Annotated in this window: 16 protein-coding genes; 7 read left to right on the forward strand and 9 right to left on the reverse strand. The window is 71.2% G+C overall.

Going from position 1 to position 15120, the window contains the following annotated elements:
- Nucleotides 1-77: 77 nt before the first annotated feature.
- Nucleotides 78-488, forward strand: a complete 411-nt coding sequence (gene rnk / locus ACESMR_RS05580; RefSeq protein WP_373045797.1) for a nucleoside diphosphate kinase regulator — start codon at nucleotides 78-80, stop codon at nucleotides 486-488.
- On the opposite strand, the gene ACESMR_RS05585 is transcribed toward rnk, so the two are convergent.
- The 7 genes from ACESMR_RS05585 to ACESMR_RS05615 all read right to left on the reverse strand — a co-directional run bounded on the left by ACESMR_RS05585 (nucleotide 489) and on the right by ACESMR_RS05615 (nucleotide 7386).
- Nucleotides 489-698 carry a hypothetical protein gene (locus ACESMR_RS05585; RefSeq protein ID WP_373045798.1) on the reverse strand — a complete coding sequence of 70 codons (210 nt, stop codon included), beginning with the start codon at nucleotides 696-698 and terminating at the stop codon, nucleotides 489-491.
- A 76-nt stretch (nucleotides 699-774) separates the two neighbouring features.
- Nucleotides 775-3021, reverse strand: a complete 2247-nt coding sequence (locus ACESMR_RS05590) for an aconitate hydratase (protein ID WP_373045800.1) — start codon at nucleotides 3019-3021, stop codon at nucleotides 775-777.
- A gap of 44 nt (nucleotides 3022-3065) precedes the next feature.
- A complete protein-coding gene (locus tag ACESMR_RS05595) occupies nucleotides 3066-4577 on the reverse strand; it encodes an MBL fold metallo-hydrolase (protein ID WP_373045801.1) in 1512 nt (503 codons plus the stop codon).
- Nucleotides 4578-4617: 40 nt separating this feature from the next.
- Entirely contained in the window at nucleotides 4618-4974 is a 357-nt protein-coding gene (locus tag ACESMR_RS05600; RefSeq protein WP_373045803.1) for a hypothetical protein, read from the reverse strand.
- Nucleotides 4975-5019: 45 nt separating this feature from the next.
- Nucleotides 5020-5403 (reverse strand): GNAT family N-acetyltransferase, encoded by a 384-nt coding sequence (locus tag ACESMR_RS05605; RefSeq protein ID WP_373045804.1) that lies wholly within the window; start codon nucleotides 5401-5403, stop codon nucleotides 5020-5022.
- A complete protein-coding gene (locus tag ACESMR_RS05610; RefSeq protein ID WP_373045806.1) occupies nucleotides 5366-6499 on the reverse strand; it encodes an ATP-grasp domain-containing protein in 1134 nt (377 codons plus the stop codon). Before ACESMR_RS05610 ends, ACESMR_RS05605 begins: the two co-directional genes overlap by 38 nt.
- A gap of 59 nt (nucleotides 6500-6558) precedes the next feature.
- Entirely contained in the window at nucleotides 6559-7386 is an 828-nt protein-coding gene (locus ACESMR_RS05615) for an NAD-dependent epimerase/dehydratase family protein (RefSeq protein WP_373045807.1), read from the reverse strand.
- A 52-nt stretch (nucleotides 7387-7438) separates the two neighbouring features.
- Between ACESMR_RS05615 and ACESMR_RS05620 the strand changes: the two genes are divergently transcribed.
- The 3 genes from ACESMR_RS05620 to ACESMR_RS05630 all read left to right on the forward strand — a co-directional run bounded on the left by ACESMR_RS05620 (nucleotide 7439) and on the right by ACESMR_RS05630 (nucleotide 10307).
- A complete protein-coding gene (locus tag ACESMR_RS05620) occupies nucleotides 7439-8728 on the forward strand; it encodes an HD domain-containing protein (RefSeq protein WP_373045808.1) in 1290 nt (429 codons plus the stop codon).
- Nucleotides 8729-8794: 66 nt separating this feature from the next.
- Entirely contained in the window at nucleotides 8795-9556 is a 762-nt protein-coding gene (locus ACESMR_RS05625; RefSeq protein ID WP_373045809.1) for an alpha/beta fold hydrolase, read from the forward strand.
- A 16-nt stretch (nucleotides 9557-9572) separates the two neighbouring features.
- Nucleotides 9573-10307 (forward strand): alpha/beta fold hydrolase, encoded by a 735-nt coding sequence (locus ACESMR_RS05630; RefSeq protein ID WP_373045811.1) that lies wholly within the window; start codon nucleotides 9573-9575, stop codon nucleotides 10305-10307.
- On the opposite strand, the gene nhaA is transcribed toward ACESMR_RS05630, so the two are convergent.
- Together nhaA and ACESMR_RS05640 are read right to left on the reverse strand one after the other, a co-directional pair.
- Complete coding sequence (nhaA, locus tag ACESMR_RS05635; protein WP_373045812.1) at nucleotides 10304-11662, reverse strand: Na+/H+ antiporter NhaA; 1359 nt, start codon at nucleotides 11660-11662, stop codon at nucleotides 10304-10306. The two genes, ACESMR_RS05630 and nhaA, sit on opposite strands and share 4 nt — an antisense overlap.
- Before the next feature lie 48 nt (nucleotides 11663-11710).
- Nucleotides 11711-12850, reverse strand: a complete 1140-nt coding sequence (locus ACESMR_RS05640; RefSeq protein ID WP_373045813.1) for a cysteine desulfurase family protein — start codon at nucleotides 12848-12850, stop codon at nucleotides 11711-11713.
- A gap of 101 nt (nucleotides 12851-12951) precedes the next feature.
- Here ACESMR_RS05640 and ACESMR_RS05645 point away from each other — a divergent pair, with 101 nt between their 5' ends.
- The 3 genes from ACESMR_RS05645 to ACESMR_RS05655 all read left to right on the forward strand — a co-directional run bounded on the left by ACESMR_RS05645 (nucleotide 12952) and on the right by ACESMR_RS05655 (nucleotide 15101).
- Nucleotides 12952-13344, forward strand: a complete 393-nt coding sequence (locus ACESMR_RS05645; RefSeq protein WP_373045815.1) for a c-type cytochrome — start codon at nucleotides 12952-12954, stop codon at nucleotides 13342-13344.
- A gap of 238 nt (nucleotides 13345-13582) precedes the next feature.
- Nucleotides 13583-14455: a DNA-methyltransferase gene (locus ACESMR_RS05650; protein ID WP_373045816.1), complete on the forward strand. Its 873-nt coding sequence runs from the start codon at nucleotides 13583-13585 to the stop codon at nucleotides 14453-14455.
- Between the two features lie 73 nt (nucleotides 14456-14528).
- Entirely contained in the window at nucleotides 14529-15101 is a 573-nt protein-coding gene (locus ACESMR_RS05655) for a cob(I)yrinic acid a,c-diamide adenosyltransferase (RefSeq protein WP_373045817.1), read from the forward strand.
- Nucleotides 15102-15120 lie beyond the last annotated feature (19 nt).

Raw genomic sequence — 15120 nt, forward strand, 5'->3', positions numbered from 1 at the left:
GGCGGTTCGAACGATCTACGCCTTCCGCTCGGCGCGGCGTAACACCGGCATGGTGCCGGCAGACGGAGAACGACCCCATGGAACGCAGCATCGTCGTCACCCAGCAGGATCTCGGACGGCTCCACGCGCTCATCGAGGGTGTCGCCGCCGAACGCAATCTGGCAGCTGCAGAGGCCCTCGAGGCGGAGCTCGCCAGGGCGCAGGTCGTCGCGCCGGAGGAGATCCCTGCCGACGTGGTGACGATGAACTCGCGCGTGCGCTTCGTGGACGAGACCAACGGCAGCGAGCGGGAGGCGACGCTCGTCTACCCGCAGGATGCCTCCGCGGCCGAGGGGCGCATCTCGATCCTCGCGCCCATCGGCGCGGCGCTGATCGGCCTGCGTGCCGGCGACTCGATCGACTGGCCGATGCCGAACGGCAGGTCCAAGCGGCTGCGCATCGTCGAGGTGCTCTGGCAGCCCGAGGCCGCCGGCCAGTTCGATCTCTGATCAACGCTCCGAGAGCGCCTCGCGGAGGGCGAGCGCCATGCGCCGCACGGCGTAGCCCTCCCAGTCTTCGAGCGGATCGATCCCGGGACCGAAGACCTCGAGCACGTTGTCCAGATACTCGCGGGCAGCGTCGGGCTTCTCCCCGCCGCCCGCCTCGCCGAGCCGGAACGCGCCGCTCACCAGGTTCTGCCAGCGATCGATCCGTTCCATCGCAGCCCCCACCTGCACGAAGGGCCTCCGCCCGCGACCAGCGGACGGAGGCCCTTTTCGCGCTACGCGACCGCGATCAGTTGCCGCGGAGGATGTTGAGCGCGGAGCCCGCCTTGAACCAGGCGATCTGCTCGGCGTTGCAGGTGTGCTTCAGCTCGATCGACTCGGTGGAGCCGTCGGCATGGTGGAGCACCGCCACCACCGGCTTGCCCGGGGCGATGGCGAAGACGTCCTGCAGCGAGACCCTGTCGCCCTCGCGAACCTTCTCGTAATCCGCAGCGTCCTTGAAGGTGAGCGGCAGCACGCCCTGCTTCTTCAGGTTGGTCTCGTGGATGCGGGCGAAGGAGCGGACGATGATCGCGCCGGCGCCGAGGAAGCGCGGGCTCATCGCCGCGTGCTCGCGGGAGCTGCCCTCGCCGTAGTTCTCATCACCGACGACGACCCACTTGAGGCCACGGGCCTTGTAGTCGCGGGCGACGGCGGGGACCGCGCCGACCTCGCCGGAGAAGGCGTTCTTCGCCACGCCGGCGTCGCCGGAGAAGGCGTTGATCGCGCCGGTCAGCATGTTGTCGCTGATCCGGTCGAGGTGGCCGCGGAAGCGCAGCCACGGGCCTGCGGGCGAGATGTGATCGGTGGTGGTCTTGCCCTTCGTCTTCACGAGGAGCGGCATCTCGGCGTACTCGTCGGCCTTCGGCGCAGCGAAGGCGGCGAGGAGCTGGAGGCGCTCGCTGGTGGGCGAGACCGCCACCTCGACGGAGGCGCCGTCGGCGGCGGGGGCCTGGTAGCCGCCGAACGCCTTGACGAAGCCCTGTGCCGGCAGGTCCGGCGCCTTGGCGGGGGCCTGCAGCTTGACGCCGTCGATCTCGTCGCTCATCGGATCGAAGTCGAGGCGGCCGGCGAGGCCGAACGCCAGCACGATCTCGGGCGAGGCGATGAAGGCGAAGGTCTCGGGGTTCGAGTCGTTGCGGGCCCGGAAGTTCCGGTTGAACGAGGTGATGATCGAGTTCTTCGTGCCCTTCTGGATGTCCTCGCGCTTCCACTGGCCGATGCAGGGACCACACGAGTTGGAGAGCACCACGCCGCCCATGCCCTCGAACGCCGCCATCTGGCCGTCGCGCTTGATCGTCTCGAAGATCTGGTCGGAGCCCGGCGAGATCCAGAGCTTCGCCTTCGCCTTCACGCCGGCGTCGGCAGCCTGCTTCGCCAGGTCGGCGGCGCGGGTGAGATCCTCGTAGGAGGAGTTGGTGCACGAGCCGATGAGCGCCGAGGTGAGGTTGAGCGGGTAGCCCTCCTCCATCGCCGCCTTCTTCAGCTCGGAGACGGGCCTGGCGAGGTCGGGGGTGTGGGGCCCGACCACGTGGGGCTCGAGGGTCGAGAGGTCGATCTCGATCACCTGGTCGTAGAACTTCTCGGGGTTCGCCTCGACTTCGGCGTCCGCCGCGAGCAGATCGGCGTACTCGTTGGCCACGTCGGCGATCGCCGCACGCTCGGTGCCGCGCAGGTAGCGCTCCATCGCCGCGTCGTAGGGGAAGACCGAGGTGGTCGCGCCGAGCTCGGCGCCCATGTTGGTGATCGTGGCCTTGCCGGTGCACGACAGCGCCCTGGCGCCGGGGCCGAAGTACTCGACGATCCGGTTGGTGCCGCCCTTGACGGTGAGGATGCCGAGGAGCTTGAGGATCACGTCCTTCGGCGCCGCCCAGCCGTTCAGCTCGCCAACGAGCTTCACGCCGATGAGCTTCGGCTGGAGGACCTCCCAGGAGAAGCCCGCCATCACGTCCACCGCGTCGGCGCCGCCCACGCCCACCGCCGCCATGCCGAGACCGCCGGCGTTGGGGGTGTGCGAGTCGGTGCCGACCATCAGGCCACCCGGGAACGCGTAGTTCTCGAGGACCACCTGGTGGATGATGCCGGAGCTCGGCTTCCAGAAGCCGATGCCGTACTTCGCCGAGACGCTGGAGAGGAAGTCGTAGACCTCCTTGTTCTCGATCGAGGCGGCGTTGGTGTCGTTGAGCGCGCCGGTCCGGGCCTGGATCAGGTGATCGCAGTGCACGGTGGAGGGGACGGCGACCTCCGGCTTGCCCGCCTGCATGAACTGCAGCAGCGCCATCTGCGCGGTGGCGTCCTGCATGGCCACGCGATCCGGGCGGAGCTGCAGGTAGGCCTTGCCGGCCTCGAGCTCCTGGCCCTTCGGATCGTCGAGGTGGCCGAAGAGGATCTTCTCGGCGAGGGTCAGCGGCCGGTTCAGGCGGGCACGGACGGTCGCGAGGTTCTTGCGCGTGCGCTCGTAGACGCCACGCACCATCTCGGGAGTGCTCTCGATCACGGGCATTTGCTGTGTTTCCTTTCGCGCTGCTGCAGTCTCAAGGGCTAAAGAGCCGTCCAGCCCCGGTCGGTCCGGCGCGCCTGGCCCCGCTTCTCCAGCTCGATCAGCGAGGCGAGCGCGCTCCGTTCCGCGACCGGGTGGAGGAACGCCGGCGTGTCCGAATAGACCCTTTCCACGATGTCGGCAAGGGCGCTCGCGCCCTGCGCCACCGCGCCCCGGATCTGCTCCATGCGGCTCTCCCGATGCCCGAGGTACGCGGCGAGTTTCGCCGGGCCGTCCGGGATGGGGAAGCCGTGGGCCGGGTAGAGGACGCCGGCCTGCAGCTCGAGCAGACGGCGCAACGAGGCGAGGTAGCGGCCCATGTCGCCCTCGGGCGGATCGATCACGATGGTGGAGCCGCCCGCCACCATGTCGCCGGCGAAGAGCGCCCCCGTCCGCTCCTCCAGGAAGCAGAGGTGGCCGTCCGCGTGCCCCTCGGTGAGGATCGCCCGCAGCCGCATCGAGAGCGGCCCGCAGAGCTCGATCACGTCGCCGTCGGCGAGGCGCCCCTCGACCCCGGGCACCCGGGCGGCGGTCTCGGCGCTGCCCCAGACCGGAATCCCGAGGCGCCTGCCGATCTCCACCGCGGCGCCGACGTGGTCGCCGTGGTGGTGGGTCACCAGCACGTACTTCGGCTTGCGCCCCTCGGCGATCAGCTCCCGCAGGTGGCGCTCCAGCAGCGCCTGCTCCTCCGCCCAGGGCGAACCCGGGTCGATGAGGGCCAGTTCCCCGGTCCCCGCCACCCAGCAATTGGTGTGCTGCGCCGGCGGCAGGGTCGGCGTGCGCAGGGGCAGCAGGAGGATCCCCCGCTGGAACTCGATCCGCTCCACCACGTGGTCGGCGCCGCAGAAGGGCGGCGTCCGCAGCCTGGGCAGCGCCGCCTCCGGCGCGAAGCCCGCCAGCGTGGCGAGGGCATGGTGGTTGGGCGGGTGGAGCAGCGCCGTCCCCGCCTCCCAGCGGGCGAGCGCCTCGTGCGGCCGGATCCAACCGCCGTCGGAGAGCTCCCCGGGGATCACCTCCGCCGTCTGGCCCGCCGGTACGTAGGCCAGATAGAAGCGGGCGTCGAAACGCACCGGCGAGAAGGGCGGCGTCAGCCACCTGCCTGCTGGGAAGAGCGCCCTGCCGTCGAGGACGAGCCCCTCGCTTGCGAGCAGCGCCGCGAAGGACGCGCCGCCGAGGAGCTCGCGGCGCAGCTCATCGAGCCTGCCGGCCCCGAGCCGCTCCGCACCGCGGGCGAGGAGCACGCCGGTCTCCTCGAAGGTCTCGCGCAGCGCGCAGACCTGCAGGGCCACCTCGTCCGCCGGGCAGTTCTCGATCGGCACCGCCGCGTCGCCCTTGTCGACCTTGCCGCCGGGAAAGGCGTAGAAGCCGCCGGAGAAGGTGAGCTTCTCGCCGCGCCGGACCCAGAAGACCTCCCGGTCCGGGCCCTCCTGCCGGCGCACCAGGATCACCGCCGCCGCGTCGCGGATCTTCGCTGGCGGCGGGGTGAATTCGAGCCCTTCGATCGCTTCGCTCATAGGCGGCGCAGGGTACCCAATGCCCCCGCACCGCCGAAAGTCAGAACTGGCCGCGCTTCTTGCCGCTGGGCGAGAGCCTGTCGTCGCGGTGGCCCATCCGGATCCGCTCCGCCTCCCGCTCCTCCCGCGGCAGCGCCGCACGCCGATCCGCCGGCAACACCGACTCCGCCTCGCCGTCCAGCGGCGGGCTCCGCATCGCGCCGGTGTGGGGCGGGCTCTTGTGGCTCACCGTACGGCCCTCGGGATAGCCCTCGCCGATGTTCCACCGGCTCTTCTTGGCAGCGTGGCTGCTCAGGACCTCCTTCGGCTGCACCCCGGGGTCGTCCGCCTTGATCGTCGCGGTGTGGCCCGCCGCCCTGGCGCGGCGGATGCGGTCGTCCGCACTCCTCTTCGGCATGTGTCGCACCTCCTCCCGATACCGTAGGCACCGGGCGGGGTCCGTTCAGCGCAGCCGCTTGTAGAGGGTGACCAGGTCGTCGCCCGCCTTGTAGAAATCCGGGAGCCTGCTCGCCTCGTGGTAGCGGTGGCGATCGTAGAAGGCCCGGGTCGCGGCGTATTCGCCCAGCGAAGAGGTCTCGATGCGGACCTGGCAGCCGCCGCGGCGGAGGACCTCCGCCTCCATGGCGACGACCAGGCGCGAGCCTGCCCCCTTGCCGCGGAAGGCGGGATCCGAGGCGATCCAGTAGAGGTCGAAGGTCGCCTCGGTCATCGGCGTGGGCCCGTAGAGCACGTAGCCCGCCAGCGCCCCGTCGACTTCCGCCACGAGCAATTTGTAATCGACGTGCTCGTCAGGTTCTGCGCCGACGGCCAGCTCGAGGAGCTCCACGGCGCACGCGACTTCCTCTGGCGTGAAGTTCTCGATGCGGCTGAGCAGCGCGACGAGTGGGCGCAGGTCGCTCCGCCTGCCAATGCGGATCTGCATGGGTCCTCTTCCTGGCGATCTCGGCGAGCCTGCCGATCAGGGCGTCGTAGGGCAGCCCCGCCGCTGCGGCGGCGCGGGCGTAGCCTGCATCGGGCGCCAGGGCGCAGTTGGCGTTGACGTCGATGACGTAGGGCGTGCCGTCGGCTGCGAGCCGCAGATCGATCCGGCCATAATCCCGGAGCTCCAGGGCGCGGAAGGCGGTGCGGGCCACCTGCTCCACCCGCTGCCTCGTCGCCTCGTCCTCCAGCTCGACCAGGCGCGGCGCGGTGCCCACGTCCTCCACCGAGCCGCTGGCCCACTTCGCCTCGTAGGTCACGATCCGCGGCCGGTCGGAGGGAAGCGCGGAGAAGTCGATCTCCGTCAGCGGCAGGAGCTCCGGCGGATCGTTGCCGAGCAGGGCCACGTAGATCTCGCGCCCCTCGACGTACTGCTCGACCACCACTTCCTGGCGGTGGGTCTCGAGCACGAAGGCGACCTGCTGCTGCAGCTCCTCGTGGTTGTGCACCACGCTCCGCCGCGAGATGCCGACCGACGCATCCTCGCGGGCGGGCTTCACCATCAGCGGGAAGGGCAGCCCGAGCTGCGCCGCCTCCTCGAGCCGGCGGATCACCGCACCTGCAGGGACCGGCACACCTGCCGCAGCGAGGATCTCCTTGGCCTTGTGCTTGTGGAGCGCCAGGGCGATCGCCACCGCTGGCGAGCCCGTGTAGGGCACGCCGAGCGTGTCGAGGATCGCGGGTACCGCCAGCTCGCCCCGCGCGTCACCAGCCAGCGACTCGCAGAGGTTGAAGACGAGATCCGGCGGATCCTCGGCGAGGCGGGCGACGAAGCGGAAGGCATGCCCGAAGACCGGCAGCAGGTTCGCTTCGGCCCCGTGGGCGGAGAGGGCCGCGGCCACCGCTTCGGCAACGCCCTCGACCTCGGCCCGGGCAGCGAAGCCGGGGTCGTCTTGGGGCGCTTGGTGGTCGAAGTCGCGGTTGTACAGGACGGTGATCTTCATCGATGCGCCGCAGTGTGCACGAGCGAAATGCCTGCCTCAACTGCTGCTGCAGCAAGCATTCAGGTCGCTGCTGCCGCAGCCGGGATCCCCTCGCGGAAGGTGGGGAAGGCAGGCTCCACGCCGAGGCGCCGGAAGATGGCCCGTCCATCCACCCGCCGATCGGAGCGCAGGGTCTCGTGGAGCGATGCGGGCGGCGCGGAGGGCGGCATGGGCAGACCGAAGCGTGCGGCACAGAAGGCGGCCACCTCGCGGGCCCGGGCAGGCTCGAGGTCCGCCACCGGGAAGGCGCCGACCTCGTCGCTGCGCAGCGCCGCCACCGCCACGGCCGCGAGATCGTCCACGTGGATCCGGGAGACGAAATTGGAGCCATCGCCAGCGAGGCGGTAGCGCCCGCTGGCGATGGAGAGGTGGACGCCCCGCCCGGGCCCGTAGATCGCCGCGGGCCGGAGCACCATCCAGGACCAGGGCCCCCGCGCCACCGCCCGCTCCGCTTCCACCCGCAGCCTGGTGCGCGCGCTCGCCGGCGCCACTTCCGTCTTCTCGTCCACCACCGCCTGCCCGCCGTAGACCCCGGTGGTGGAGAGGTAGACCACCCGCGCCGGCAGCTCCCCCAGGGCCTCGAGGAGCGCCGGGGTCGGATCGAAGGGCCCCGCCTCCCCTTCGAGGACCGGCACCGAGTGGAGGACCCGAAGCCCCCGGGGCAGGTCGGAAGCGAGGGCCCAGAGGCTCCCGGGGTCCGCCACGTCGAGCCGGTGGATCCTTGCCCCCGGCAGCGCGGCGAGCCGCGCGGGATCGCGGGTGGTGACGTGGACCGTCTCCCCTGCCGCGAGGAGGCGGGCCGCCACCCGCTGCCCGGTGAAGCCGGCGCCGAGAACGAGAAAAGCCATCGCCCGAGCATACGCCATTGAACCGGGGACCGAGGCCTGCCACTTTGCCCCGGTGACGCAGATCCGCGATCCCATCCACGGTTCGATCGCCATCGACGAGCGCGAAAGGGCGGTGGTCGACTCGCCCTTCTTCCAGCGCCTGCGCTCGGTGCGGCAGCTCGGTTTCGCGGATCTCGCCTTCCCCGGCGCCAGCCACACCCGCTACGCCCACGCCCTGGGCGCCGCCCACCTCTCGGGCAAGATCTTCGACGCGATCTGCGCGCGGCTGCCGGCGCTCCCCGAGGCGGAGCGCCCGCGCCTGCGGTCGGCGCTCCGCGTGGCGGTGCTCCTCCACGACCTCGGCCACGCCCCCTTCTCCCACGCGTCCGAGTCGATCATGCCGCAGCGGGCGCGGCTCGCCCTGCCGCTCTGGGCCACGGGTGGCAGCAGCGCCGGCCAGGCGAACCACGAGGACTTCACGCTGAAGCTCCTCCTCGACTCGGAGCTCACCGACCTGCTCCGGGCCGCCTACCGCCCCCTCGACCTGCCGCCGGAGGCAATCGGCTCCCTCGTCGCCGGCGTACCGGGCCCAGGCGGTCCCTACTTCACCGTGCGCGGGATCGACTACGGCCCGCTCCTGCGGCAGGTGGTCTCGAGCGAGCTCGACGCGGATCGGATGGACTACCTCCTCCGCGACTCCTTCTACACCGGCGTCAACTACGGCAACTACGACCTCGACTGGCTCGTGGGGCATCTGGGCGCCCACGTCCACGACGGCGTCGCCGAGCTGGCGGTGGGGAATCGGGCGATCTTCGCGTTCGAGGATTTCCTCCTCTCGCGCTACCACATGTTCCTCTCGGTCTATTACCACCGCACGCCCATCTGCTTCGACCGGATGCTGCGGCTCTACTACCGGGAGGCCCCCGGCGAGTTCGAGATCCCCTCGGCCCCCGCCGCCTACCTGCGCTGCGACGACGTGCAGCTGCTCACGGTCCTGCGGGCCTCGAAGAACCGCTGGGCCCAGCGGATCGCCAACCGGCATCCCTTCCGGCTGCTGATCGAGGCCAATCCCTACGACACCGGCTACGACCTGGTGGAGATCGTCGGCCGCCTCGAGCGCGCGGGGATCGAGCACTTCGCCACCGAGTCGCTGGGCATGGTTTCGAAATATTTCGGCGAGTCGGGAGCCACCAGCACGATCTGGGTCCACGTCCCCGACCAGCGCCGTTTCGTGCCGCTGGAGGAGTACACCCCGCTCTTCCGCCGCTACGAGCGGGAGGTCCGGATCGCGCGGATCTACGTCGACCCGGCGCTGCAGCGGGAGGCGCGGGAGCTCGCCGGCCTGCCGCTCGAGCCCGTGTGATCCGGGTGGCATCCCACCGACATGGGTAGTCGTCTTGATCTGCTGTCTGATCCCTGAAGGAACCCGATGAAGAAGGTGCTCCGCCCCCGGGTGCTCGCGCTCCACGGCTCCGCCGCGACCGCGGCGCTCTACCGGGACGTGTCGACGACGGCCCACGAGCTCGATCTGGTTGCGCCCGACCTCGTGGCACTCACCCTCGCGGTGGGCGGCAGGCTGGGGTCCCTGCTCCGGGCCCTCGCGGGGATCGTCCCGGAGGGGCCGGTGCTCCTCACCGGCTGTGGGGTGGGCGCGAACATCGCTCTCGAGCTGGCGGCGCAGCTGGGCGACCGTGTGCGTGGTGTGTTGCTCACGAGCCCCCTGCCGCTCCGCCCCGACGCCGTCTACCGGGAGCGAACCCGGCAGTTCGCCAGGCTCCTGGCGGCGGAGATGGGGGTGGACGAGGTCCTCGCCTGGACGCCGATCATGGTCCACCGGGACGGCCTCCGGGGCAGGCGGGCGGCGCAGCAGGCGGAGGCGATGCTGCGGATCGCTGCCACCGTGAGCTGCGCGCCGCTGGTGCAGCTGGGCGCGGATTTTCCCGACGGCAATCTGGCGCTGAAGCGCCTCGTCGCCCCGGTCCGCGCCCTCTTCGCTGCCGAATGCATCAATCCCTTCCTCGGGGAAACGCTGATCGCCGACTGGACGAAGGCCCTCGGCCCCGGCGCGGTGGAGCTCATCGCCCAGACCCGCCACTGGCTTCCGATCGAGGCGCCGGAGAAGATCGTCGCGGAGCTGCGCGCCTTCGCCGCCGCACCGCCGCGGATCGACGCTGCCCCGAAATCCACCTGAGCCCAGGGAGCGACAGATGCCAGCAACCATCGTCGCACTGCACGCCGCAGCGGTAACACCGGCCATGTGGGACGAGGTCCGGCAGGCGGCCCCCGACCTAGAGTTCCTGGCGCCGGACCTGATCGCCCTCACCGAGCGCGGAGACGGCACCCTCGCCCACCTCGTGCAGGATCTGGCGGCGCAGCTGCCCGAAGGCCCGCTGGTCCTGCTCGGCGCCTCGATCGGCGCCCACATCGCCCTCGAGCTCGCCGCCGTCCTCGGCGATCGGGTGCGCGGTACGGTGATGGTGGCGCCGGGCCCCCCGACCCTCGACGCGGAGTTCCTCGAGAGGGCACGGGGCCTGGAGCGCATCGTCCGGCACGCGTGGAGCCCCGCTGTCGGCAAGAGCCTGATCCCGCTCCTCGTCTACCCCTTCGGCCCCGACTACGCGACCATCGCCGCGCGGGTGGAGCGGATGCTCGCCCTCGCCGCGGAGCGCTCCGCCACCCTCCTCGGCATGTCGCCGGCGCTCCACCGCGCAGCGGAGCTGCTGCCCCTGGTCTCGGGGCCGGTGCGCGTCCTCATCGCCGGGGCGAACAGCAATCCGGTGGTCGGCGTCGGCCTCGCGGAGGCCTGGCGGGGCGTGCTCGGATCGGCGGTCGAGAAGATCCCCGACGCCTCCGAATTCCTGCCGATGGAGAAGCCGGACGCCGTGGTCGACGCCATCCGGGCGCTCCTCGAGGAGCGCCCGGCAGCGCGGCTCCGCAGCTAGGGCGAGGTCTGGAGCGAGGCGGGCGCCGACGTCTCCGCTGCCACCACCGGCTTCGCGGAGCGGAGCACCAGCAGCCCCGCGAGCCCGGCGATCACCGAGGCGGCCAGGATCCCGACCTTCGCCTCCGTGTGGTAGATCGAGCCGACCTCGAAGCCCAGCCCCGCCACGAAGAGTGACATCGTGAAGCCGATGCCCGCGAGCAGGCCGGCGCCGACGAGGTGGCGCATGGTCACCCCGGCGGGCAGCTTCGCCCAGCCCATCTTCACCGTGAGCACGCTGATGCCCACCACGCCGATCGGCTTGCCGAGGGTGAGGCCGAGGATCACGCCGAGGGAGACCGGCTCGAGCAGCAGCGCCGGCGACGCGCCGAGGAGCACCACGCCGGCGTTGGCCAGGGCGAAGATCGGCACGATCGCGTAGGCGACGTAGGGGTGGAGCGCGTGCTCCAGGTTGGAGAGGGGCGACTCGGCGTCGTCGAAGCGCTTCTCCAACGCGCGCAGCGACGCCTCCACGGTCTCCTTCGGCGCGGTCTTGTTGCTGGCGACGCCGAGGAGCTGCTTCGCGTCGGCGAGGATGCTGGCCAGGCTGAACTGCGAGGTGGCCGGCACACAGAAGCCCACGATCACGCCGGCGATGGTGGCGTGGATGCCGCTCTTCAGGATCGCCACCCAGAGCGGGATGCCGGCGAAGAGGTAGAGCGCGGGGCGGCGGATGCCGAAGCGGTTCATCACCACCAGCACCGCGATGAAGACGGCGGCCCAGAGGAGCGCGGTGGTCTTCAGCGCCCCCGAGTAGAAGATGGCGATGACGAGGATCGCGCCCAGGTCGTCGATGATCGCCAGCGCGGTGAGGAAGACCACGAGGCTGTTGGGCACGCGGTTGCCGAGCAGGCGCATCACGCCGATGGCGAAGGCGATGTCGGTGGCCATCGGCACGCCCCAGCCCGAGGCGGCGGGGCCTTCGTGGGCGACGGCGTAGTAGATCAGCGCCGGCACGACCATGCCGCCGACCGCGGCGAGGGCCGGGAGGATCGCCTTCTGGGCGGTGTTGAGCTCACCGACCAGCAGCTCGCGTTTGATCTCGAGGCCGACGAGGAGGAAGAAGACCGCCATCAGCAGATCGTTGATCCAGAGGATCAGCGGCTTCTGTAGCGCGGCGCCCTCGAGCCCGAGGGTGAAGGGCCGCTCCCAGAGGGCGACGTAGCTGGCGCTCGCCTCCGAATTCGCCCAGATCAGCGCGATCACGGAGGCGATGATGAGCAGGGTGCCCCCGAGGGCTTCCACGCGGACGAAGGCTTCGAAGGGCTGCAGGATCTTGAGCAGCGCGGCGATGCTGCGGGGTCGCTTGTTGGCCATAGGTGCCCTCTTCTAGTCGAGGGCCCTTTCTCTGCCAACGAAAGTCGGTCAACAACCGGCGGACAGGCGGGCGGCTGCAGCGACGAGTGCCGCCGCTGCCCGATCGACGTCGGCCTCGGTGGTGCCGCGTCCGAGCGAGAGCCGGATCGCGCCGAGGGCCTCTTCCGCAGCGAGCCCCATCGCGGTGAGGACCGCGGACGGCTGCTCCTCGCCTGCGTGGCAGGCGCTGCCGGTGGTGGCGGCGATGGCCGGCACCGCGTCGAGGAGCGCCCCGCCCCGGGCCCCCGGGAAGCGGCCGTTGGTGGTGTTGGGGAGCCGCTCGCTTCCGGCGCCGTGGACGACGAAGCCCCCGGTGGCGAGGTGCATCTCCAGCCTGTCGCGCAGCGCGCGCTGCCGCGCCGCCTCCCGCTCGAGGTCGTCGGCGGCGAGGGCGCAGGCTGCGCCCAGGGCGGCGATGCTGCTCACGTTCGCGGTGCCGGGGCGCAGACCACCCTCGTGCCCTGCCCCCACCACGAGCGGCGCGATCCTGGTGCCCCGCCGCACGTAGAGGGCCCCGACGCCCTTGGGGGCGTAGAGCTTGTGGCCCGCGAGCGAGAGCAGGTCGGCGCCCAGCGCCTCCACCGAGACCGGGATCTTCCCCACCGCCTGCGCCGCGTCGACGTGGACCACCGCGCCCTTCTCCCTGGCGGCTGCGGCGAGCCGGGCCACGGGCTGGATCACGCCGGTCTCGTTCTGCGCCAGGATGAGCGAGACGATCGCCGGGCCCTGCAGCGCGCCGATCGCCTCGAGCCCCGCCGCCTCGTCGACGGTGCCGGCGGCGGTGGTGGGCAGCCGGATCCAGGTGGCCCCCTGCCGCTGCAGCACCTTCGCCGGCTCCACCGTCGCCGGATGCTCCACCGCGCTGGTGAGGAGGGTGAGCCAGGGCACGCCGGCGAGGAGCGCCGTGCCCCGGAGCGCGAGGTTGCTCGACTCGGTGGCGCCGCCGGTGAAGACGATCTCGTCGGGGGCGGCCCCGAGGAGGGAGGCCACCTGCCCCCGCGCCACCTCGACGAAGGCCTTCGCCCGCCTGCCGTACGCGTGGGGCGCACCGGGGTTGCCGAAGCCCTCGTCCAGCGCGAGCAGCAGGGCGTCGCGGACCCGGGGCAGCACCGGGGTGGAGGCGTTGTGGTCGAAGTAGAGCGTATTCATGCAGTTAAGCCTTTGTTGCCCCGGAGAATGCATTGGCGGGCGGCTTCGTCCTATCCTCCGACTGCAGCGGCGGCGCCGACCGCCAAGGAGGTAAGGAATCCATGGTTCGTCGTATCCCCTCGATCCTCGCAGCGGCGCTCCTCGCGTCGCCCCTGGCAGCAGGCGCAGCCGACAAGGCCGCCGCTAGCGACGTCGAGCAGGTCTACCTGAAGAAGTGCAAGAACTGCCACGGCGCCGACGGCAAGGCCGAGACCAAGATGGGCAAGAAGCACGAGATCGACTCGTTCGCCGACGCCGCCTGGCAGGGCCGCCACGCGGACGACGAGATCCGCGACGCCATCACCAACGGCGTGCCCGATACGAAGATGAAGGCCTACAAGGGCAAGCTCACCCCGGAGCAGATCGACGCGCTGGTCGGTTACGTCCGCGGCTTCCACCCCGACAAGGCGGCGCAGCCCGCCAAGGCCGCAACGCCCGCGCCCGTGGCGAAGTAGCAGCCCCCGCAGACCTGGCGCCCGGCGCTGCCCTCGTGGCCGCCGGGCGTCTCTCGTTCCTGCGGGCGGCTGGCGCCAGCCCACAGCTAGATCACAGGAGGGGCCTGATCGGGCGATCAGGGATCGGGCCAAAGGCTGCACCAGAACCCGACCCTCCGTCGCGTTTTCCACAGGCAGCTATGATCCGCGGATCATGCCTGCCTTGCCTTCGGGGATCCCGGGGCGCAAGAGTTGGCGCATGCGCGCCGACCCGATCTCCCTCTTCCCCGCCTCCGCTGGCCACGACGACCTCTACCGGGTCGTGAAGGGCGACAGCATCGACCTTCTCGCCCGCCTGCCGGACGAGAGCGTCGACCTCGTCTTCGCGGATCCGCCGTACCACCTCTCCAACGGCGGCTTCACCTGCAAGGGCGGCAAGCGGGCCAGCGTGAACAAGGGCGGCTGGGACGCGTCCCGGGGGCTGGCCACCGACCACGAGTTCCAGCTCGCCTGGCTCCGCGAGGCGCAGCGCGCCCTGAAGCCCACCGGGACCCTGTGGGTCTCCGGCACGCAGCACGTGATCTTCTCGATCGGCTTCGCGCTCCAGGAGCTGGGCTACCACCTGCTCAACACGGTGACCTGGTACAAACCCAACGCAGCGCCGAACCTCGCCTGCCGCTTCTTCACCCACTCCACCGAGCTGGTGATCTGGGCCGCCCCGCAGCGCAGCAAGAAGCTCCTCCACACCTTCAACTACCGGCAGATGAAGGCGGAGAACGGCGGCAAGCAGATGCGCGACGTCTGGAACCTGGACTACCAGGTGCCGGAGCCCGACGGCGAGCAGGTGGTCTGGAGCCTGCCCACCCCGGCGAAGCGGGAGAAGGTGCTGGGCAGCCACCCGACCCAGAAGCCGCTCTCGCTCCTCGACCGCATCGTGCGCTGCTCCACCGAGCCCGGCGCGCTGGTGGTCGATCCCTTCAGCGGCTCCGGCACCACCGGCGTGGCAGCGGTCGCTGCGGGCCGGCGCTACATCGGCTTCGAGCGCGAGAAGGAGTACGTCGAGCTCTCGCGCCTGCGGATCCACGCCGCGGCCCAGACGGCAGCGCCGCGCGACGCGGTCGGCGCGGCGTAGCAACTCGCTCGAACGAATCGCTGCGGCGGCGGGGCGTCGCGGCTATGCTCCCGGCCCTCGGGAGGAAAGCAACGTGACGTTCCGCATCTATACGAAGACCGGCGACAAGGGTGAGACGGGCCTCTTCGGCGGCGGCCGCGTGCGCAAGGACGATCTGCGCGTCGAGGCCTACGGCGAGGTCGACGAGCTCAACGCCTGCCTCGGCGCGGCGGAGAGCGCCATCACCGACGCACAGGTGAAGGCCTGGATCCGGCGGATCCAGGACGAGCTCTTCGTCCTCGGCGCCGAGCTCGCCACCCCGGACGCCGAAGCGATGCGGAAGATGTTCGTGCCGGTGGACCAGGGCGAGATCGCGGCGATGGAGACGATCATCGACGAGATCGACGCCGAGGTGGAGCCGCTCAAGAACTTCATCCTCCCCGGCGGCCACCCGGGCGCCGCCCACCTCCACCTCGCCCGCACCGTGTGCAGGCGGGCGGAGCGGCGGCTCGTCACCTTCGCCGGCCACACCCAGGTCCGCGAGCAGGTGATCGTCTATCTGAACCGGCTCTCCGATCTGCTCTTCATGCTCGCCCGGCTGGTGAACCACCGGGCCGGGATCGAGGAGCCGAAGTGGAGCGCGCCGCGGCGGCAGGAAACGCGCTGACCTCCCCGCCGGTTGCCCC

Origin of the sequence: Vulgatibacter sp., assembly GCF_041687135.1 — a bacterium.
Taxonomy (GTDB): domain Bacteria; phylum Myxococcota; class Myxococcia; order Myxococcales; family Vulgatibacteraceae; genus JAWLCN01.

Coding starts and splice junctions, on each gene's coding strand:
- ACESMR_RS05645 (WP_373045815.1), top strand. CDS start 12,952: ATGGTTCGTCGTATCCCCTCGATCCTCGCAGCGGCGCTCCTCGCGTCG.
- ACESMR_RS05640 (WP_373045813.1), bottom strand. CDS start 12,850: ATGAATACGCTCTACTTCGACCACAACGCCTCCACCCCGGTGCTGCCC.
- ACESMR_RS05630 (WP_373045811.1), top strand. CDS start 9,573: ATGCCAGCAACCATCGTCGCACTGCACGCCGCAGCGGTAACACCGGCC.
- rnk (WP_373045797.1), top strand. CDS start 78: ATGGAACGCAGCATCGTCGTCACCCAGCAGGATCTCGGACGGCTCCAC.
- ACESMR_RS05625 (WP_373045809.1), top strand. CDS start 8,795: ATGAAGAAGGTGCTCCGCCCCCGGGTGCTCGCGCTCCACGGCTCCGCC.
- ACESMR_RS05585 (WP_373045798.1), bottom strand. CDS start 698: ATGGAACGGATCGATCGCTGGCAGAACCTGGTGAGCGGCGCGTTCCGG.
- ACESMR_RS05595 (WP_373045801.1), bottom strand. CDS start 4,577: ATGAGCGAAGCGATCGAAGGGCTCGAATTCACCCCGCCGCCAGCGAAG.
- nhaA (WP_373045812.1), bottom strand. CDS start 11,662: ATGGCCAACAAGCGACCCCGCAGCATCGCCGCGCTGCTCAAGATCCTG.
- ACESMR_RS05615 (WP_373045807.1), bottom strand. CDS start 7,386: ATGGCTTTTCTCGTTCTCGGCGCCGGCTTCACCGGGCAGCGGGTGGCG.
- ACESMR_RS05650 (WP_373045816.1), top strand. CDS start 13,583: ATGCGCGCCGACCCGATCTCCCTCTTCCCCGCCTCCGCTGGCCACGAC.
- ACESMR_RS05600 (WP_373045803.1), bottom strand. CDS start 4,974: ATGCCGAAGAGGAGTGCGGACGACCGCATCCGCCGCGCCAGGGCGGCG.
- ACESMR_RS05610 (WP_373045806.1), bottom strand. CDS start 6,499: ATGAAGATCACCGTCCTGTACAACCGCGACTTCGACCACCAAGCGCCC.